Annotated in this window: 16 protein-coding genes; 5 read left to right on the forward strand and 11 right to left on the reverse strand. The window is 64.5% G+C overall.

The genetic code is table 11. From position 1 onward, the window contains the following. Window positions 1–7: 7 nt before the first annotated feature. Both RQH14_RS14935 and RQH14_RS14940 read right to left on the reverse strand, forming a co-directional pair. On the reverse strand, window positions 8–2,644 hold the full coding sequence (locus RQH14_RS14935; RefSeq protein ID WP_311213961.1) for a trehalase-like domain-containing protein: 2,637 nt from the start codon (window positions 2,642–2,644) through the stop codon (window positions 8–10). Between the two features lie 96 nt (window positions 2,645–2,740). Further along, window positions 2,741–3,730 (reverse strand): LLM class flavin-dependent oxidoreductase, encoded by a 990-nt coding sequence (locus RQH14_RS14940; RefSeq protein ID WP_311213962.1) that lies wholly within the window; start codon window positions 3,728–3,730, stop codon window positions 2,741–2,743. Window positions 3,731–4,021: 291 nt separating this feature from the next. Between RQH14_RS14940 and RQH14_RS14945 the strand changes: the two genes are divergently transcribed. Next, window positions 4,022–5,002: an ABC transporter substrate-binding protein gene (locus RQH14_RS14945; RefSeq protein WP_311213963.1), complete on the forward strand. Its 981-nt coding sequence runs from the start codon at window positions 4,022–4,024 to the stop codon at window positions 5,000–5,002. Window positions 5,003–5,167: 165 nt separating this feature from the next. Here the strand turns inward: RQH14_RS14945 and RQH14_RS14950 are convergent, their stop codons facing one another. After that, window positions 5,168–6,097, reverse strand: coding sequence for a threonine/serine dehydratase (locus tag RQH14_RS14950; protein WP_311213964.1), 930 nt, complete (start codon window positions 6,095–6,097; stop codon window positions 5,168–5,170). Between the two features lie 399 nt (window positions 6,098–6,496). Between RQH14_RS14950 and RQH14_RS14955 the strand changes: the two genes are divergently transcribed. The 3 genes from RQH14_RS14955 (at window position 6,497) to RQH14_RS14965 (ending at window position 8,616) form a co-directional block, all read left to right on the forward strand. Further along, complete coding sequence (locus tag RQH14_RS14955) at window positions 6,497–6,856, forward strand: hypothetical protein (RefSeq protein WP_311213965.1); 360 nt, start codon at window positions 6,497–6,499, stop codon at window positions 6,854–6,856. A gap of 26 nt (window positions 6,857–6,882) precedes the next feature. Next, entirely contained in the window at window positions 6,883–7,332 is a 450-nt protein-coding gene (locus tag RQH14_RS14960; protein WP_311213966.1) for a GNAT family N-acetyltransferase, read from the forward strand. Between the two features lie 63 nt (window positions 7,333–7,395). Continuing rightward, window positions 7,396–8,616 (forward strand): VCBS repeat-containing protein, encoded by a 1,221-nt coding sequence (locus RQH14_RS14965; RefSeq protein WP_311213967.1) that lies wholly within the window; start codon window positions 7,396–7,398, stop codon window positions 8,614–8,616. On the opposite strand, the gene RQH14_RS14970 is transcribed toward RQH14_RS14965, so the two are convergent. From RQH14_RS14970 to RQH14_RS15005, 8 genes are read right to left on the reverse strand one after another with little or no spacing between them, the layout of a single operon-like run. After that, the gene (locus RQH14_RS14970; RefSeq protein ID WP_231338454.1) at window positions 8,613–8,756 is read right to left on the reverse strand and encodes a hypothetical protein; all 144 of its coding nucleotides are present in this window, start codon (window positions 8,754–8,756) and stop codon (window positions 8,613–8,615) included. The two genes, RQH14_RS14965 and RQH14_RS14970, sit on opposite strands and share 4 nt — an antisense overlap. Window positions 8,757–8,770: 14 nt before the next feature. Further along, window positions 8,771–10,117, reverse strand: coding sequence for an NtaA/DmoA family FMN-dependent monooxygenase (locus tag RQH14_RS14975; protein ID WP_311213968.1), 1,347 nt, complete (start codon window positions 10,115–10,117; stop codon window positions 8,771–8,773). An 8-nt stretch (window positions 10,118–10,125) separates the two neighbouring features. Next, on the reverse strand, window positions 10,126–11,184 hold the full coding sequence (locus RQH14_RS14980; protein ID WP_311213969.1) for an LLM class flavin-dependent oxidoreductase: 1,059 nt from the start codon (window positions 11,182–11,184) through the stop codon (window positions 10,126–10,128). After that, a complete protein-coding gene (locus tag RQH14_RS14985; RefSeq protein WP_311213970.1) occupies window positions 11,181–12,026 on the reverse strand; it encodes a DUF1684 domain-containing protein in 846 nt (281 codons plus the stop codon). Before RQH14_RS14985 ends, RQH14_RS14980 begins: the two co-directional genes overlap by 4 nt. Continuing rightward, the gene (locus tag RQH14_RS14990; protein WP_311213971.1) at window positions 12,010–13,176 is read right to left on the reverse strand and encodes an LLM class flavin-dependent oxidoreductase; all 1,167 of its coding nucleotides are present in this window, start codon (window positions 13,174–13,176) and stop codon (window positions 12,010–12,012) included. Before RQH14_RS14990 ends, RQH14_RS14985 begins: the two co-directional genes overlap by 17 nt. After that, entirely contained in the window at window positions 13,173–14,183 is a 1,011-nt protein-coding gene (locus RQH14_RS14995) for an ABC transporter substrate-binding protein (RefSeq protein ID WP_311213972.1), read from the reverse strand. Before RQH14_RS14995 ends, RQH14_RS14990 begins: the two co-directional genes overlap by 4 nt. Window positions 14,184–14,191: 8 nt before the next feature. Beyond that, window positions 14,192–15,139 carry an amino acid ABC transporter ATP-binding protein gene (locus RQH14_RS15000; RefSeq protein ID WP_311213973.1) on the reverse strand — a complete coding sequence of 316 codons (948 nt, stop codon included), beginning with the start codon at window positions 15,137–15,139 and terminating at the stop codon, window positions 14,192–14,194. Then, window positions 15,136–16,101 carry an amino acid ABC transporter permease gene (locus RQH14_RS15005; protein ID WP_311213974.1) on the reverse strand — a complete coding sequence of 322 codons (966 nt, stop codon included), beginning with the start codon at window positions 16,099–16,101 and terminating at the stop codon, window positions 15,136–15,138. Before RQH14_RS15005 ends, RQH14_RS15000 begins: the two co-directional genes overlap by 4 nt. A gap of 289 nt (window positions 16,102–16,390) precedes the next feature. Between RQH14_RS15005 and RQH14_RS15010 the strand changes: the two genes are divergently transcribed. Beyond that, window positions 16,391–18,397: an FAD/NAD(P)-binding protein gene (locus RQH14_RS15010; RefSeq protein WP_311213975.1), complete on the forward strand. Its 2,007-nt coding sequence runs from the start codon at window positions 16,391–16,393 to the stop codon at window positions 18,395–18,397. Window positions 18,398–18,409 lie beyond the last annotated feature (12 nt).

Below are 18,409 nucleotides of genomic sequence, written 5' to 3' on the forward strand. Positions count from 1 at the left end.
CGCTGGGTTACTCCACGTCCGCGCTGGCAAGATAGTGGTCCAGGAGCTGCGCACAGCGAATGAAACCCAGATGCGAGTACGCCTGGGGATGGTTGCCCAAGTGCGTTTCAGTGCCGGGGTCGTACTCTTCGGGCAGCAGGCCCGTGGGACCGAACAATGCCACCAACTGGTTGAACAGCTCCAACGCATCATCCAGGCGACCCACGGAAAGGTACGCCTCGATCAGCCACGTGGTGCAGATGTGGAAGCCGCCCTCCAAACCCGGCAAGCCGTCGTCGTACCTGTAACGGAAAACGGTAGGCCCCACGCGAAGTTCGCGTTCGACGGCAGTCACGGTGTCCAGGAAACGCTGGTCTTGGGCGTCAAGCAGGCCGGACAAGCCGATGTGCAGGACGGCAGCATCGAGGTCCGGGCTGTCGTAGGCCACGGTGTAAGACGCAGCGGATGAATCCCAGCCCTCGCGCAGGACTTCTTCGCGAATGGTGTCCGCGGTGGGCGACCAGTCCGCATGAGGAACCCTGCCATGCAAAGCGGCAGTCCTGAGCGCCCGATCCAGCGTCATCCAGCACATGACTTTGGTGTACACATGGTGCCGCGGCGGCCTGCGGGCTTCCCAAATCCCGTGGTCCGGCTCGTGCCAACGGGCCAGCACAGCGTGCGCCATCTGCTCCATGAGGAACCAGTGCTGGTCCGGAAGGTATCCGCGCCGTTCGGCAAGATCGTGGATCAGCTCGGCGATGGGCCCAAAAACGTCCAATTGCACCTGGTGGTCCGCGGCGTTGCCGATCCGCACCGGCCGCGACCCCGCATAGCCGGGAAGGCTCTCAACAATGGCCTCCGTGGACAGCGGCGCGCCCGTCACCGAATAGAGGGGGTGCAGCCATTCCGGTCCCGGCGCGTTCTCCAGAATCCGGCCCAGCCATCCCAGGAAACCGTCTGCTTCTTCAGTGGATCCCAACGACACCAACGAGTTCACGGTCATGGACCCGTCCCGCAGCCAGCAATACCGGTAATCCCAGTTACGCGTGCCGCCAATACCTTCCGGCAGGGACGTGGTGGGCGCGGCCAGCACTGCGCCAGTGGGCTGGTGGACCAGCGACTTCAGCACCAGAGCGGAACGCCGCACCAGCGAGGTCTTGATGCTGGGCAGCTGCAATGCCTTGACCCACTCACGCGCTGCCAGCCCGACGGCGGCACGCCGGTGAGGTTCGCCTGCCGGGTCCGCGGGTGGCGGCTCGGTGTCACCGCAGCGCATATTCAGCACTACGGGACCATCGCCCAAAACGACCTCTGCCGTTGCCGTGGCGTACTTGGCATCGTTGGTAATGGTAAAAACAACACCCGGCGCCGAGAGGATGATCGGGTCCGACGTCCCGATGATGTGGACCTCATCGCCGCGGATCTCCATGTTGAACGGCGCATTGGCGTAGTCAGGCCTTGGCGCGAACACCACGCGTGCGTTGCCCGTCCCGGACAGGACACGGACCAGGCTGGTGATGCCCTCGGGTGCGGGCTCCAAATAGTCGGTCACCGTGACATCGGCCCAGCGGGTCTCCACGATCATGGTGTTGTCCACATAGCGTTGCGCCAGCACCTGGGACGGCTTCACGGGCTCAATGCTGAAATGGCCGGCGGGATCACCGCCCAGGATATGGGCAAACAGGGACCCGGAATCCGGCAAGGGGTGGCTCATCCAGCAAACCTTGGCATCCGGGGTGATCAACGCAGTGGAGCTGCCGTTGCCGATCATCGAATGGCGTTCCAGACCCACCGCGTCTTCGCCGAACAACCACGCCCGCCGCAGTTCGAACAACAAAGCCAGCACGTGCGCAAAGGACTCCGGATCCGGGATGGTGTGTCCCGCCGTCGTATCCCCCGGCCCGACGTGCAAGCCCAGGTCCGGGCCGCGCAGGGTTGCGAGCGCCTTTTCGTCGCTTTCGGCGTCGCCCGCGTACAGCGCGGCGCTGACGCCAAGCCTCGCACGGAGCTGTTCAAGGGCTTGTCCCTTGGCTGGTTCTTCGACGGTAAGGTCCAGGACCGTTCCGTCAATGATGAAGTACAGACCAAACTCGATGGCAATCTTCTGCGAAGCGAAAATCACCCGGTCCACTACTTCAGGGGTCGCCGGCCGGGTGTGCACGGCGACGCCCACAGGCTTGCGGACAACGCTGATGCCCTTTTCGAAACCGATGGCTTCCGTCAGCGCGGTGGCCACCTGTTGAAGCAACTGTTCGGTGGCGAGCGAGAGCGTGTAGGCGTAGCCCATGTCGAACTCCACCCCGTGGGACCCCACCAGATGGACTTCCGCCGGCAGCCTGGACACCGCGGCCAGATCCCTGAGGGACCGGCCGGAAATGATGGCCGTATGCGTGTTCGGCAGCGCAGCCAAGGCACGGAGTGCCACGGCTGCGCTGTCCAGGGGCAACGTCTCGGTGGAAACGCCCTCAGCCGAGCAGAGGGTGCCGCCATAGTTGCAGGCCACCAGCAAACCAGGAACCCGGGCGAGGACCCTGAGCTCCGCGAACAACTGCGGGGTGATGCCGTTCTCCGCGTCGGATTGGAGCACCGTTCGGAGCAGGCCAAGCGGGAGCGATTTCATCAGCAGCGCGGAATCGGCAACTGATTGATTCAAGTGCGTAGGCATGGCAGACCCTTCCGAAGCGGATAACTACAGTCTCCGCCCGGACGGTTTCGCTTGACTACCTAGTAGATTGCAAACGCGTAAAGCTTTTCCTTGGATTTATGCGGGAACCAAGCCCGCGACCTCGGCCACCAGTTCCACGGACCGCAAACGCTCTTCGGTGCCGATGCTCTGGTGCGCCACGATCAGCTCGTCGGCGTCAGCGAACGCCGCGAACTCATCAAGGTAGTCGTGCACCACGTCCTTGGTTCCCACGGCTGAGAACTTCATCATCTGGGCGATGTGCTGGCCTTGCGGGGAGTCGAGCACCATGTCCGCTTCTTCATCCGTGAACTCGCGGCCACCACCGAAGAACAACGAAACGCGGGCACGCTTCACGGCCAGGTGGATGGCTTGGGCCTCGGCGTTGGAGTCCGCAGCAGTGGCGTTAACACCGGCGATCACATGCGGCTCGGACAACTGATCCGAGGGCTTGAATTCGCGTCGGTAGACCGCAACAGCGTCCTGCAAGGCAGCCGGAGCAAAGTGTGAAGCAAACGCGTAGGGAAGGCCCAACTGAGCGGCCAGTTGGGCGCCGAACAGCGAGGATCCCAGGATGTAGAGCGGCACGTTGGTGCCCTTGCCCGGTGTGGCTTCGACACCCTGGATGCGGGTGGGTCCGGTAAGGTAGCCCTGAAGTTCCAGGACGTCCTGCGGGAACCTGTCCGAGGATGTGTGGTCTCGGCGCAGTGCCCGCATGGTGTTCTGGTCGCTGCCCGGCGCGCGTCCCAGTCCGAGGTCGATCCGCCCCGGGTGCAGCGTCTCCAGCGTGCCGAACTGCTCCGCGATGGTCAGCGGTGAATGGTTGGGCAGCATGACGCCGCCGGCTCCCAGGCGAATGGTGTTGGTGTGGGCGGCAACGTGGGCGATCAGCACGCTTGTGGCCGAGGAAGCGATCGCGGACATGTTGTGGTGCTCGGCGTACCAGACCCGCCGGTAGCCCAACTCTTCGGCCTTCTGTGCCATGGCCACGCTGCCAGCGAGGCTTTCCGCCACCGTCTGGCCCTTGCCGATGGTTGCCAGGTCGAGGATGGAAAGAGGAACAGTCACAGGAAGGCCTTTCGGTACGTTTCGGTGCCCGCACGGTTGATTGCCGGGCACTTAAGCGACAACGACGGCGGCGCCCGGCTTATTTCTGTGAGTTGCGTCGCGCGGTGGTTTCCACCCGTACCCGGGAGGCTTTTGTGACCCCGTTCGACGCCCGATTAACCGCCGTGAACCCCTGTATCCCAGCGTTTCAGAGCACTTTGACCTGCATCAGTGGGCTGCCGGATAGTTGCAGCCACAAGTACGCATCAGACCGCCCTGTCGCGATGACCAGGACGAACCCAAGGAGAACCAATGGCACGTTTTGCAGCCAAGACCGGCGTCACCGCGGCGCTGGCCGCCACCGCTTTGCTCGGGCTCGCGGCCTGCTCGGACCCGGGTGCGACGGCGGCGACAGGTGCGTCCGCTCCGGCGTCGAGCTCTTCCACCAAAGAGTTCAACCTGACCCCGCAGCAGGACCGCATCAAGGTGACGGTGGACTCTGCCGCGGCAGCTCTGGTTCCGGACGCCATCAAAGCCGACGGCAAGCTGACCGTAGTGACCACCGGCGGCACTCCCCCGTTGAGCACCTTCGCCACGGACAACAAAACCCTGATCGGCAGCGAAGTGGACATCGCTTATGCCGTGGGCGAGAGCCTGGGCCTGCAGGTTGAGGTTCTTCCCGTGGCTTGGGCCGACTGGCCGCTGGGCGTCGAGTCCGGCAAGTACGAGGCCGTTCTCTCCAACGTCACCGTCACCGAGGCCCGCAAGGAGAAGTTCGACTTCGCCACGTACCGCAATGACCTCCTGGGCTTCTACGCCAAGACCGACTCGGACATCGGCGAGGTCAAGGAAGCCAAGGACGTAGCCGGCAAGCGCATCATCGTCGGCTCGGGCACCAACCAGGAAGCCATCCTGGTCCGCTGGGACGAGGAGAACAAGAATAACGGCTTGAAGCCGGTTGAGTTCCAGTATTACGACGACGACTCCGCCTCCCAGCTTGCCCTCCAGTCAGGACGCGCGGACCTCACGTTCGGGCCAAACGCGTCCGCGGCGTACAAGGCCGCGAAGGATGGCAAGACCAAGGAAGTGGGCACCCTCGAAGGTGGTTGGCCGCTGAAGGCCGAAATCGCATTCACCACTCAGAAGGGCAACGGTTTGGCCGTGGCTGCCCAGGCTGCACTCAACACCCTTATCAAGGATGGCAACTACGGCAAGATCCTGGACCGTTGGGGCCTTTCTTCCGAGGCGATTCCCGCGTCCGAACTGAACCCGGCAGGCCTGCCCAAAAAGTAGGAACCGCTGTGGCAGGGCAGACCTGCCGACGCCGAATCCCCGCCGGACATCACCGGCGGGGATTCTTGTGTCCGCTGACCCAACTGAGTCGCAGTAGCGCGCGTTTAGAGAGCTCAAAACGCGCTCTTCTGCGACCTACTTGGGTGCGGGCCGGCTGGGGTGCGGTTAGAAGTGGGCGGGGTCCGTGTTGGCCCCGCAGAGGATCACTGCCACGGTTTCGCCCGCCTTTGGGGTGTAGGCGCCGGACAGCAACGCCGCGTAGGCTGCGGCCGCACCGTGTTCCACCACTATCCTGTGCTTCTCCCAGAGTGCACGACGCGCCTGGACGATGTCCTCATCCGTGACAAGGACGCTCTGGACACCTGTGCGGCGGGCAACTCCAAAGCCGATCTCACCAATCCGCCGGGCTCCCAGGGAGTCCGCGGCGATCCCGGAGACAGCCACGTCCACGGGCTCACCCTTGGCCAACGCCGTGTGCAAAGTTGGAACTGTTTCAGGTTCGACACCCACAACGTGCGCCCTGCCCTCTGCCGCGGCCGCAATGCCGCCCATCAATCCGCCGCCGCCGACAGCAACGAGGATTGCGTCGACGTCGGGCAGTTCATCCAGCAGCTCAAGCCCCACCCCACCGGCGCCGGCCACGATCTCCGGCTGGTCGTAGGCGTGGCAGTAGACCGCGCCCTTCTCCTCGGCGAAGCGCACGGCAGCCGCATAGGCTTCGGCGTACTCGGCCCCGCCCTGGACCACGGTGGCGCCAATGGCATAGAGCTTGTGGACTTTGTTCGCCGGTGCGGATTCCGGGACGAACACCGTTGCCGGGACTCCGAGTTTGGCTGCCGCGTACGCGTTGGCCAGGCCTGCGTTGCCGCCGGACGCCACCACGACGCCGACTGCCGGGTCCAGCTCGCCGTTTTCCTTCGCTGTGAGGAGCCGGTTGAACGCGCCACGGGCTTTGAAGGAGCCCGTGTGCTGCATGTATTCGCATTTGAACCACAGGTGGTACGGCTCCTGGTCGCCGCTCTCGGCAAGGGGCGTGTGGCGGACCCAGCCCGCTGTCCGTGAGTACGCTGCTTCTACTTCTTCGCGTGTGACCATCGTGGCTGCACCTTTCCGTCCGTTTCATCCTATGGTTTGCGCGGGGGGCTGGATTGATTTCCGCCCACGACAGACTCGCAAATATTGTCTTGCAATAATTGACATTATTGTGCGACAATATTCCATGGGGATCAGATGGGCCAGGAGCGCAGACAAGCATGGGTTCGACAGGGAAGACGCATTGCACGCGATCCTCAACTACGCGTACCGCATCGAACAATTCGACGCCCCCCGCGTTGACACAACTACCAGGCCTGATCTCTTTATTGGCCCAAGCCGTGACTGTAGAACGACTCTCGAGGTCATGGCTATGATTACGCCGCCAGGTGACATTCTGATCTTTCACGTTATGGAAGCAAGGCGGAAGATTCTCGATATTGCAGAAAGGGGCACAGTGCAATGAGCAAAGCTGCGAAAAATGCAACAGAGGCCATCGTGAACGTTGATGGCGAAGAGCGCTACGCCGAATTGGCAGAGTGGGCAGAGACGGCCGACCTCGGGAACGATGCACGCATCACAAAGGCCGAGGGACCCGGGGCCGGGCAGTCAATTCTTGAGGCAGCTTTGGGCTCAGCCGAGGCAGTAAAACGCGCCGTGGGCAAGCCATCGTTGAGCGCCAAAGGCACTTCTCCGTCGCGATCCCTCAGGCTTTCGCGGGAAATGGATGACCAACTGCTGGCACGGGCTGAAGCTGAGCACCGCAGACCCTCGGCCATCATGCGGGACGCCTTGGCGGAGTATCTCGCGCGGGCCTCCTGACCGGCCCGGCGGCATAGGCTGGATCCATGTCTGCCGATTTTGCCCTCCGCCCTGCCGTTGCCTCGGATGCTGCCTGGATAGCGGAACTCCGGGCCGTGGTGATGCGCCCGGACCTTGAACGCTTGGAGCGTTTCGACCCCGTCCGTGTGCGCGAGCGCTTCCTGAACGGTTTCCAGCCGGAGCACACGTACATCATCCATACCGACGGCGTGGATGCCGGCGTCATTGCCGTTCGTCCCGAGCCGGACGCGCGGTGGATCGAGCACTTCTATGTTGCTCCCACCCATCAGGGCAGGGGCCTGGGCGGTGCCGTGCTGAGGCATGTCATGACGGCCTCCCTTGACGAACGCCCGTTCCGTTTGAACGTCCTTCAAGGCAGCGCCGCCCGCCGCTTGTATGAGCGGCATGGTTTCATGCTGGAATCCGAGGACCCGATCGACGTCTTCATGGTGGCCTCGAACCCCAACGCCTCCTGACCGCAGGCGCGCCCGTGCGGTAACGTCGGCACAAACGTCAACGCAGGCTTCCGGGGGAACATCATGGGGAACGTTCGAGCACGCACCACACGGTTTTTAAGGCTTTCAGCAATTGCTTTGACAGCCGGGCTGTTGGTCCCGGGGACACCGCTTGCCACCGGCGCCCCGCCCGCCACTGCGGACAACCAACCAACGCCAATCATCGACGGCGCCCCGTACGTGGGTGCGGAGCTGCGCCGACAGTACGACTACAGCTATTGGGGCTGCAGGAATCCGGAAGGCGAGGGCGACGCCATTACTTTGGAGTGGTTGCGCGACGGCGATACGCTCCCGGAGGAACGGCAAGGCGAAACCTTGCGGATCCTCCCGGAGGACCAGGGCAGCCGCATTTCGATGCGGGTGCATCCCCTGACTCCCGGGAACCAAGGCTGCCCCACTGGCACGCAACTGAGTGCGGAAACCCTCCCCGTCAAAGCTTCCACCCGGGCCATGGGGTGGACCGGCCGCGGCAACTTTGAGCCCCTCGCCCGGACCGACGACGGCAGGCTCGTCCTCTACCCACGGACCTACACGTATTACAAAGGCATGTGCGAGGGACCTTGCCCTGCGTACTGGGGTTCATGGGACGAACCCCGGCAGGTAGGGCAAGGATGGAACGTCTTTGACGTCGTCTTCTCCCCCGGCGACTTCGACGGCGACGGCTTCAACGATCTCCTCGGCCGGGACGCAACGGGCAAGCTCTTCCTGTACCCCGGCGATGGTGAAGGTGGTTGGCTCGATCGCGAGCAGGTTGGCCAGGGCTGGAACGTCTTCAATACCATCGTGGGTCCGGGTGACTTCAATGGCGACGGCACCAACGATGTGCTGGCACGTGACGCAGCAGGTGGTCTTTTCCTTTACCCGGGCGACGGCGACGGCGGCTGGCTCGACCCCGAACAGGTGGGGTGGGGCTGGCAGGTCATGAACAAGATCATCACCGGTGGCGATATGAACGCCGACGGTGCCGTAGATATTTTCGGACGCGACCAGTATGGCAATCTGCACCAGTACCCCTCCGACGGCGAAGGCGGCTGGGAGGAACCGGCGCACGTCGGCGTCGGGTGGGAGTCGTTCTCCCAAGTGGCCGGAATCGGCAGTTCCGGCCACTCGAAATACAACGAGCTCTCTGCCGTTGACGCCAACGGCAACCTTCTCAGTTACATTACGGGCGCTTCAAACTCAGGGCTGTATGGTCCGTACGGGCCCATCGGCCGGGGTTGGAATGTCTTCAAGGAACTGCTCTAGAGCGGCTGCCCCAACACCGTCAGCTGCAGGCTGACGGTCCCGCGCGAACCGTCGACGACGGCGGCACCCGGCCCGCCGCCGTCGGGCGCTCCGCCGTGCTGGTCCGGCGTGAAACCAAACCAGCGCCGGCAGAGCTGCAACAGGCGGCCCGCGCTCATGAGACCCGCACCGTCTCTGCGGAGCGCACCGGCGTCTCCAGCCCAAGGTTTTCGCGGAGTGTGGTGCCGCGGTATTCCGTGGGGTAGACACCGCGTTCCTGGAGTTCGGGCACCAAGTGGTTCACGATGTCATCCAGACCCGTGGGGACCAGCCACGGCGAAATGTTGAAGCCGTCCACGGCGCCAACCCGGGCGTACTCTGCCAGGTGGTCCGCCACTGCGGTGTAGGAGCCAGTGAAAGTGGCGTCGACGCGTGCCGTCTTGGATGTGACGAACTGGCGGATGGACAGGCCCTTGTCCTTGGCCTCGGCCCTCCACTGATCGGCGAGCTGCCGGGCCTTGGCGCCGTGGAATCCGCTGCCGCGGGTCTCCGAAGTTTCTTCCACCACGGGATCGATCTCCGGAAGGGGTCCATCGGGATCGTAGGAGGAGAGCTCGCGGCCCCAGAACTGCTCCAGGTAGGCGACGGCTTGCTGCGGGCCGATCTGGAGGCTGCGGACCCAGTCCTTCTTTTCCCGGGCTTCCTGATCGGTGGCGGCAAGGATGAATTCGCTGGCCGGCATGATCTGGACGGCATTGGCCCCGCGGCCGGCTGCGACCGAACGGGCAACAATGTCGCGGCGGAATTCCACGGCGTTGTCGAACTTCGGATGCGCGGAGAAGATCACGTCGGCCTGGCGGGCTGCGAAGTTGCGGCCATCCGGGGAGTCGCCGGCCTGGAAAAGCACAGGGCGGTATTGGGCGCTTCGGGGCAATAAAGGAGCCACGTCGACGGTGTAGTGCTGACCCTCATGAAGAACGCGCCGTGCCGGGCCTGAAGGTGTTTCCCACGAATCCCAGATCCTCTTGGCCGTTTCCACAAAGGCTTCTGCGTGCCGGTAGCGATCGGCGTGGTCCAGGTATCCACCGCGGCGGAAGTTCGCCCCGGTCCAGGCGTTGTCCGTGGTGACGATGTTCCACGCAGCGCGGCCACCGGAGATGAGGTCCAGGGAGGACAGCCGGTGCGCGAGGTCCGCGGGATCGTTGTACGTGGTGTTCTGGGTGGCCACCAAACCGATGTTCGTGGTCACTGCAGCGAGTGCAGCCAGCATGGTCTGCGCGTCTGGACGGCCCACCACGTCCAGGGCGTGCGGGCGGCCCAGGTGCTCGCGAAGTCGCAGTCCTTCGCCCAGGAAGAAGGCAGCGAACTTGCCGCGCTCTGCGGTCTGGACGAGCCGCCGGAACGACTCGAAGTCCGTCTGCGAACCGGATTCTGCGGCTTTCCAAATGGTGCCGGAGTTGACGCCTTGGAAGAAGATACCGAACTGGATCTGGCCGCTCGGCTGGAAAATGTCGCGTGTCATGGTGTTCCTTACTTTCCTGCGCCGGAAGCGGTGGTTGCATAGCGGTTTTCCGCGGGGGCGAGGCCCAGCAGCTCGCGGAACGTCCCGTCCTGGAGGGGCGGCCGCAGGGAACCGCGGCGACGAAGTTCCGGAAGGACTACCCGTGCAAGTTCATCGAGGTCCACGTCCAGGGCAGCCGGGTGGAGGCGAACGCCGTCGGCCTCCTGCAGCAGCGCGTCGAGCAGCTCGATGAGACCTGCCGGGGAGCCAACAAACCGCGCGCGGCCGGCCTCCTGAGCAGACAAGGAGCGCGAAACTGCAGCTTCACCACGCGAGTCAAGGACGACGTCGAGCTCTGCCACAACAGCCACCGACGCACCCAGGCGGGCACGCACGTCACGGACTTCAGTGGCGAGCAGCTCCGGCGTCGGCGCGGAGACCAACACAGCGTCAACGGCGTCGGCCGGAACCAGGCCGTCGCCCACCAGGGACGCCGCAGCGAGCACCGGCAACTGGCCCTGCAGCGGCCTCGGAATGATCGACGGACCCTTCACGGAATAGCCCGGCCCCGGGAAATCGGAGGGCGTTTCAAAGTCCACATAGTGCAGCTTGTCCACATCGATGTACCGGCCCGTGGCGACGTCGCGGATCACGGCGTCGTCCTCCCACGAGTCCCACAGACGGCGGCCAACCTCGATGGACGCGGCGGCTTCCTGCACCAGGGCGTCGCCAAGAACGGAAGAGCGTCCGACGGCGGCAGCGGCCTCGGGCGATTCGGTGGCGGTCACGATCCACCCCGCACGGCCACCGGAGACGTAGTCCAGGCTCGCGAGCTGCGTGGAGATGTGGAACGGCTCCGTGTAGACGGTGTCCACCTCAGGAACCACCGCGATGGTGCGGGTGACGGGACCTGCGAACGCGGCACGCTGCAAGGCGTTGGCGCGGCCGGGAACCCGCCCGTCCGTGAAGGTTGCCACGTGGAAACCTGCGGACTCGGCGGTGAGGACGGCCGTGCCAAGGTTCTCATAGCCGGCGCCGTCCAGTTCGATTGCAAGGAATCCGGCCTTGTGGTGGTTGGATGAACTCACTTCTGGTCCTGACGTTCGTAGGGAGTCTTTTCGCCGGCTTCGATGGCCACCGGAAGCCGATTTTCTGCGGGCGGCAGCGGGCACGTGGCGAGGTCGGTGTACGCGCACGGCAGGTTCACGGCCCGGTTGAAGTCGAGCACCACCGAGCCGTCAGCGGCAGGAACCACGGACAGCGAGCGGTTTGCCGCGTAGGTGGTCTTCCCGGACGTCTGGTCAGTGAACAGCACGGACAGCGACCCCGCAGCATGCCCGTTGAAGGCGGTCAGGGCCAATTCCTCTCCGGCCAGTGTGAAACGAATCTCGCCGGGAGCCTCGTACACATGCTGGATGCCCTCGACGGCGGCACCCACCGTGGTGGGTCGCGGAGCCTCAAACGGGACAAAACTACCAGCCACGGCAAACGCAGCATTGGGCGTGTAGGCGGGCGTGCCTTGGTATTCCTGCAAGAGGGCGTTGGACGGGTTTCGCGGCCGCACAATGTACTCACCACCGCGCTTGGCTACCTCGATCACTGTGTCGCCCGAGACCAGGTTGATGCCGCCGCGTTCCTCGATGGGCCCGAACTCGAGCGGCTCGCCGCTTTTCAGTTCGACGCCGTCCTGCTGCAGGCTTTCGCCCGGCTCCAGGACCACACGCACGACGTCGGCGTCCACACTCCACGTGCCCGGCGCACCTTCCAGCCGGGTTGCCTCGCTGCTGAGCCAGTGCAGGTGGGTGACGGCGAGGAAGCCGTGGGGGTGGGCGCGGTGACGCTCATGGGCGGCGTGCCATTCCTGCCATTCCTCGTCGAAGGATTCGAGGGCTGTTGCGGTGTGCGCAGGGGTTTCAGTGTGCAAAGACATGTGCGGTATCGCTCCTGTTCAAGGCGTGGTCTGCTGTGACTGCTGCGGCGGCGTCGGGTTCGGTAGCCCCGGCGAATTCGGGTCGGCCACCAAAGGGATCGCTGGACTCCCACAAAGTGGTCGGCGCCGAAGCCCGAACGGCCGGGATGACGTCCACCGCGAAACGTTCCAGGATCTCCAACTGCTGTTCGAAAGGCAGCGTGGTGGGCAGGGAGATCGACTGGAGATCGTGGAGGTACAGCGAGTGGTAGCTGAGGATCTTGTCGATCACCTGCTCCGGGCTGCCCACCAGGGCCGGCCCCTCAGCCACTGCGTGCTGGATGTCCCGGAACGGCGAGTTGTTGCCCGGAACATTCCGGCTGGCGGTCAGCCCTTCATAAACCGGCCCGTACTGGCGAATGGCTTCCTGCGTGGTGTCCGCAATGAACACACCCCCTGCACCGCTGCCCGAACCCAAGTACTGGTGTCGGGGATCGTGGCCGTGGCGTTCGTATTCTTCGCGGTAGTGGTCAATCAGGACCTTGTAGTTTTTCCGGGGTTGGATGGCATTGGCCGTGAACAGCGGATCACCCCACTTGGCGGCGAGCGCAGCGGACGTCACGGTTGTAGCCGAGCCGTGCCAAATCCGCGGCGAACCGGCAAAGGGGCGGGGTGTCGTCGTGGTCGGCTCGGTGAGTGCAGACCTGAAGCGGCCTGACCAGGTGACGCTTTCCTTCCGCCACAGTGCCCGCAGGAGTGCGTATTTCTCGGCCAGCAGGTCCCACTGATCGTCCAGGGACAGGCCAAAGAGCGGGTATTGGAGCACCTCGTTGCCTTTGCCGATCACCAGTTCCAGGCGGCCACGGCTCAGTTGGTCGATCGTGGCGTAGTCCTCGGCCACCCGTACGGGGTCCAGGACGGAGAGCACCGCGACGCCGGTCTGCAGGCGGATGCGGCTGGTGACGGCCGCGATCGCGGCGAGGACCGTCGTCGGGGATGACGAGACGAACTCACCCGCGTGGCGTTCCCCCACGGAGAAGCTGTCGAATCCGAGTTCCTCGGCACGCCGGGCCGTCTCCACCACTTGGTTCAGGCGGTCAGCGGTGGAGACGATCTCCCCCGTCACCGGATTTTTCAGGTGGGGGATGATGTCAAGGACCTGGAACTTCATTTGGTGGTCCCGGTCGGGGTCCCAAAGGTCGCTTCGGTGACTGTCTTGGATTCCGGGATGGCTTCCTCGGAGAGGCCCCAGCGTTCCAGGACCTTGCCGTAGGAGCCGTCCTTGATGGTGGAGTTCAGCGCGTCGGTGATGGCCGGGGCCAGCCCGTTGCCCTTGAGCGTCGTGGCAGCGACCAGCGTTTCGGCCGGCCATCCGGCGTTGACTTTACCTACTACCTTGAGGTCGTCGCGGGTGTTTTCGCGGTACGTCACGGATGGGAACGGTGCCAGGTTCAAGTCCGTGCGGCCGGAGGAGAGCGCCAGGATGGTGTCGGCGTCGGAGGAGTAGTACTGCAGGGTGGCCGGCGCCTTGCCCTTGTCCTCGAGCTCCTTGTTCCAGGCCAGCAGGATCTTCTCCTGGTTGGTGCCCGAGCCCACGGAGATCTTCAGCCCGGAAATGTCGTCCGAACCCTTGATGTCGTACGTGGAGCTCTTCTTCGCTTCAAAGCCCATGTACGCGGCGCGGTAGGTGGAGAAGTCGAACAGCTTCACGCGGGCTGCGTTGATGCCCACGTTGGAGAACACGGCTTCGAAGTCACCGGACTGGGTCTTGAGCGGCCAGTTCTCCCACGACGTCACCTGAAGGTCCAGCTCCAACCCGAGCTTGTCGGCCACCAACTGGGCGATGTCCACCTCCACACCGATCGGCGTCTTGTCATCCGTGGCGTGGAAGGACAGTGGGATGGAGCCGGCAGTGGTGGCCACTGTCAGCTTGCCGTCCTTGGCGATCGGTGCGGGGACCGTGCCGGCGGCTGCAGTGTCCTTCTCAGCGCGGATCCGGTTCTGGTCCACCGAGGTGTTGTAGACAACGCCGTTCTTGGCAGCTTCGGACTCCGGCTTGGCAGCCGAAGCTCCAGGATCGGAGCACCCGGCCAGCACGGGAAGCACGACGGCGGGAAGTACAGCGAGTGCCAAAAGCTTGCTTTTGTTGGTGGCGAGGGCGCGGGTCTTGCGAAGCATGGGGTGTCCTAGATGTTGAAAGCTGGTTCGATGACTTTGGAGAAGAAGCTGCGTGTACGTTCCTCGCGGGGGTTCGCGAAGATGTCCTGAGGGGTGCCGGATTCGACGATCTGGCCCTGGTCCATGAAGACCACGGTGTCCGCGACGTCCCGGGCAAAGCCCATCTCGTGGGTGACCACAATCAGCGTGGTGCCGGACTTGGCCAGTTCGCGGATGACGTCCAGGACCTCGTTGACGAGCTCGGGGTCCAGTGCTGACGTGGGCTCGTCGAAGAGGAGGATCTTGGGGTCAAGCGCCAGTGCCCGGGCGATCGCCACGCGTTGCTGCTGGCCTCCGGACAGCTGGCGCGGGTAGGCGTCCGCGCGGTCCTTCAGGCCCACCCGATCCAGGAGTTCCAACCCGCGCTTCCGGGCTTCGGCCTTGGAGCGCTTCTGGGCCACGATGGGAGCCTCGATGACGTTCTCCAAGGCAGTGAGGTGCGGGAACAGGTTGAAGCTCTGGAACACCATGCCAATGTTGGTGCGCTGTTTGAGAATGTCCTTTTCGCGGAGCTCGTGAAGCTTGTTGCCGCGGACTTCGTAGCCCACCAGTTCGCCGTCGATGGTGATGTAGCCGCCGTCGACTTTTTCCAAGTGGTTGATGGTGCGCAGCAGGGTGGACTTGCCCGAACCGGACGGACCGACGATCACTGCAACGCCGCCCGGCGGGACGGACAAGGAAACACCCTTGAGGACTTCCGTGGCGCCGAAGGACTTGCGGACGTTGGTGATGTCCACCTGGCCCCGCGTGGCCGTCCTGGCCGCCGGGGCGGGCCGGGCCGCCGTCGTGCGTTCCTGCTGGGGCGTGCGTTCCGGCTGCGGAGCCTCACCCTGGGGGCCTGACGGTTCCGTGGCCAGCTTGGCCTCTGCGAGGTGGGCGGCAGCAGCGGCTTCGGAGGAAGAGAAGACGGTGGTCATCGGGATTCCTTCGTGGGATTGGCAGCAACGTGGGTAGTGAAGAACTTCCGGGCCCTCTGCAACGGAGTGAGCGGCAGGGTTCGCAAGGCGCCCTTGGAGAAGTGCCGTTCGATGTAGTACTGGAAGACGCTCAGCACCGAGGTGATCACCACGTACCAGAGTGTGGCCACCAGCAGCAGTGGCAGCACCTGCTGGGTCCGGTTGTAGATGACCTGCACCGTGTAGAAGAGTTCGGAATAGGCCAGCACGTAAACAATCGAAGTGCCCTTGACCAGGCCGATGATCTCGTTGAAGGCGTTGGGCAGGATGGCGCGCATGGCCTGCGGGAGAACAATCCTGGTGGAACGCTTCCAGGCTGGGATGCCCAGGGCCGAGGCAGCTTCGAGTTGGCCCTGGTCCACGGAGAGAATGCCGCCGCGGATGATTTCGGCGGAGTAGGCAGCCTGGTTCAAGGTGAGGCCGAGGACCGCAGCTGCGAACTGGCTGATGAGCGTGGTGGTCTGGGCTTCGAAGAAGCGAACGTCCGTGAACGGGATTCCCAAGCTGATCTTCTCGTACAGATAGCCCAGGTTGTACCAAAGGAGGAGCTGGACCAGCAGCGGGGTGGAGCGGAAGATCCAGGAGAACGTCCAGGACACCGAGACCAGCAGCGGCGAAGCTGACAGGCGCATCAGGGCCAGGATGAACCCCAGGACGAAGCCCAGGACGCCTGAGATGGCCGTGAGCTTGAGGGTTTCAATGAGTCCATTGACAACCGACTGGGCGGTGAACCATTCGGCCACCACGCCCCACTCCCAACGCGGGTTGGTGACCAGCGAATACGCAATGGCGGCCACTCCGGCAGCTACCAGTACGGTGCCCACCCACCGCCACGGGTGACGTGCAGGGACCAGCTTGTACTCGGAGTAATCCGGGGTGGGCGGTGCAGTGTCCGCCGTGGCAGGCGGTGCGATTGCACTCATGCGCCACCTCATTTCAGATCGGTTGTTGTCTATCGGATGGCTGCCAATCTATGGGCGGGCGAAACCCTGCAGCAAGGCGGAAATTTGCACTTCTTCACTGGACTTCGCGCGGCTTCGCAGGGGTTCGCGGGACGTCACAATCGCCGTCATCAGGCGCCATATGCGTCCGTTCTTTGCGCGCCTTAACGTGACGTGACGCGTGGTGAACGGCCGTGACCACCGCCTCGACCAGTGGCCCGGTTCGTCCCTAGATTGGGCATCATCACACCACTGCTTTTCAGGAGATCCCATGCCGTCACGAGTTCCAGCCATCGCCTTCATTGGCGGCGGCCCGCGCACCGCCGGCGTCCTGGAACGGCTTGCCGCCAACCGTCCGGCGCTGTTCCTCGGGCCTCTGGAGATCCACGTCATCGAACCCCATGAGCCTGGCTCCGGGAGGATCTGGCGCTATGACCAGAGCCCGGGCCTGCTGCTGAACTCCACAGCCGCCGACGTCACCATGTTCACCGACGCCTCAGTGGCCTGCGATGGCCCGACCGTTGAAGGTCCCGGCCTCTCCACCTGGGCTGCGGGCGTGCTGGACGGCAGCATCCGCGATGTTCCTGCGCTGGAGCCGCACCTGCTCGCGCAGCTCCGTTCGTTGACCCCCGCGTCGTTTCCCACGCGCCAGCTCCAGAGCAAGTACCTTGAGTGGTTCTTCGGCCGGGCCGTCAGCTCCCTCGGCCCCGAAGTGACGGTGACCGTGCACCGCGACACGGCCACCGCCGTCGAGCGTTCTGTTGCGGACGGCGCTTCCGGCGGGCCGGACGGCATTTCGGCTGGGCTCGACGACGGTACTGGGTCCGACGACGGCGCTGGGTCCGACGACGGTCCTCACCGCGTGCGGCTGGCTTCCGGCGCCGAGGTGCTTGCCGACGTCGTGGTGTACGCGGTGGGGCACACAGACTCCGTTCCCGACCCCGAGTCCGCCCGCCTCAGCGAGTTCGCTGCCCGGCACGGCGGGTTCCATGCGCCGCCGTCGTACACCACGGACGTGGACTACTCCGCGATTGAACCCGGCCAGGACGTGATCGTTTCCGGGATGGGCCTGGCGTTCGTGGACCTGCTGGTGTTGTTGTTCGAGGGCCGCGGTGGCCGCTTCGAAGAAACGCCCGACGGCCACTTGGAGTACGTAGCCTCCGGCGCAGAACCGAGGGTCTGGGCGGGGTCCCGGCGCGGTGTACCGTTCCACTCCAAGATCTCCTCCACGGTGCGCGGCGAACCGATCGCCCGCCCGCGATACTTCATCGCTGAGGCCATCGATGCGCTCCTCGCCGAGCACCAGGAACTGGATTTCCGCAATCACCTGTGGCCGCTGATCGCCAAGGACGCCGGCTACGCCTACTACCGTGAGCTCTTCACCGGCTACCCGGAGCGGGTGCTGGGGACGTGGACCAGTTTTGAGTCGCGTTTCGACGCCGTTGATTGGTACAGCGCAGCCCGCGAAGAACTGGTCAACTTCTCCGTGCCGGATCCGGCGCTGCGCCTGGACCTCGAGAAGCTGGACCACCCGCTCAGCGGCTGCGCGTTCGCCGATCACGACACCGTGCAGCGCTCAGTGGCCGCCTACATCCAGCGCGACCTCGACCTCCGCACCAGCCCCGACCACTCCGAGACCCTGGCCCTCTTCACGGCCTTGCTGTTCGTCTACATGGACCTCGGACGCCTGGTCCCGCAGGAACGGCTCAATGCCCGCTCCCAGCAGGCCATCCACGGGTGGTGGCACGGCTTCTTCAGCTTCGTCGACTCCGGGCCGCCCTCCCACCGCCTCCGCGAGATGCTGGCACTTCACCGGGCCGGGTTCCTGAAGTTCCTGGGGCCGGGCATGTGGGTACGTGCCGACGATTCCGCGGGCAGGTTCGTGGCCGGCTCGTTCCAGTCGCCCGTTGTGGTGGACGCCGCCGCGTACATTGAGGCGCGGCTGCCGGCTGCTTCGGTGGAGCGTTCCGCCAACCCCGCGTTGTCGGACCTGCACGACGCCGGATGGGGCACCGAACAACGGTTGCTCACCTCCGAAGGCGCCCACTCCACCGGAAAGCTGCTGGTCTCCGGGAATCACGAGGTACTGTCCCCTGTTGGTACACCTCAGAAGGGTTTGTTCGCGGTGGGTCCGTGGACGTCCGGCTGGGGCGCAGGGGCGTTTGCCCGTCCCAACACCAACGCAGCACCCTTCCGGGAGAACGACGCCCTGGCACGCCGGATCCTGTCCACTGTTGCTGCCGCCCGCCCAACTGAGTCGCAGTTAACGTCGTTATGAGCCCTCAAAACG

The sequence above is a fragment of the Arthrobacter sp. WCS2018Hpa-7 genome (genome assembly GCF_031843805.1).
In the GTDB taxonomy this organism is placed as follows: Bacteria; Actinomycetota; Actinomycetes; order Actinomycetales; family Micrococcaceae; genus Arthrobacter.

What these genes read in the sequence shown, in the direction of transcription:
- RQH14_RS14945 (WP_311213963.1), top strand. Translation starts at nt 4,022, where the DNA reads ATGGCACGTTTTGCAGCCAAGACCGGCGTCACCGCGGCGCTGGCCGCC.
- RQH14_RS15005 (WP_311213974.1), bottom strand. Translation starts at nt 16,101, where the DNA reads ATGAGTGCAATCGCACCGCCTGCCACGGCGGACACTGCACCGCCCACC.
- RQH14_RS14975 (WP_311213968.1), bottom strand. Translation starts at nt 10,117, where the DNA reads ATGACACGCGACATTTTCCAGCCGAGCGGCCAGATCCAGTTCGGTATC.
- RQH14_RS14990 (WP_311213971.1), bottom strand. Translation starts at nt 13,176, where the DNA reads ATGAAGTTCCAGGTCCTTGACATCATCCCCCACCTGAAAAATCCGGTG.
- RQH14_RS14950 (WP_311213964.1), bottom strand. Translation starts at nt 6,097, where the DNA reads ATGGTCACACGCGAAGAAGTAGAAGCAGCGTACTCACGGACAGCGGGC.
- RQH14_RS15000 (WP_311213973.1), bottom strand. Translation starts at nt 15,139, where the DNA reads ATGACCACCGTCTTCTCTTCCTCCGAAGCCGCTGCTGCCGCCCACCTC.
- RQH14_RS14955 (WP_311213965.1), top strand. Translation starts at nt 6,497, where the DNA reads ATGAGCAAAGCTGCGAAAAATGCAACAGAGGCCATCGTGAACGTTGAT.
- RQH14_RS14935 (WP_311213961.1), bottom strand. Translation starts at nt 2,644, where the DNA reads ATGCCTACGCACTTGAATCAATCAGTTGCCGATTCCGCGCTGCTGATG.
- RQH14_RS14960 (WP_311213966.1), top strand. Translation starts at nt 6,883, where the DNA reads ATGTCTGCCGATTTTGCCCTCCGCCCTGCCGTTGCCTCGGATGCTGCC.
- RQH14_RS15010 (WP_311213975.1), top strand. Translation starts at nt 16,391, where the DNA reads ATGCCGTCACGAGTTCCAGCCATCGCCTTCATTGGCGGCGGCCCGCGC.
- RQH14_RS14965 (WP_311213967.1), top strand. Translation starts at nt 7,396, where the DNA reads ATGGGGAACGTTCGAGCACGCACCACACGGTTTTTAAGGCTTTCAGCA.
- RQH14_RS14985 (WP_311213970.1), bottom strand. Translation starts at nt 12,026, where the DNA reads ATGTCTTTGCACACTGAAACCCCTGCGCACACCGCAACAGCCCTCGAA.
- RQH14_RS14995 (WP_311213972.1), bottom strand. Translation starts at nt 14,183, where the DNA reads ATGCTTCGCAAGACCCGCGCCCTCGCCACCAACAAAAGCAAGCTTTTG.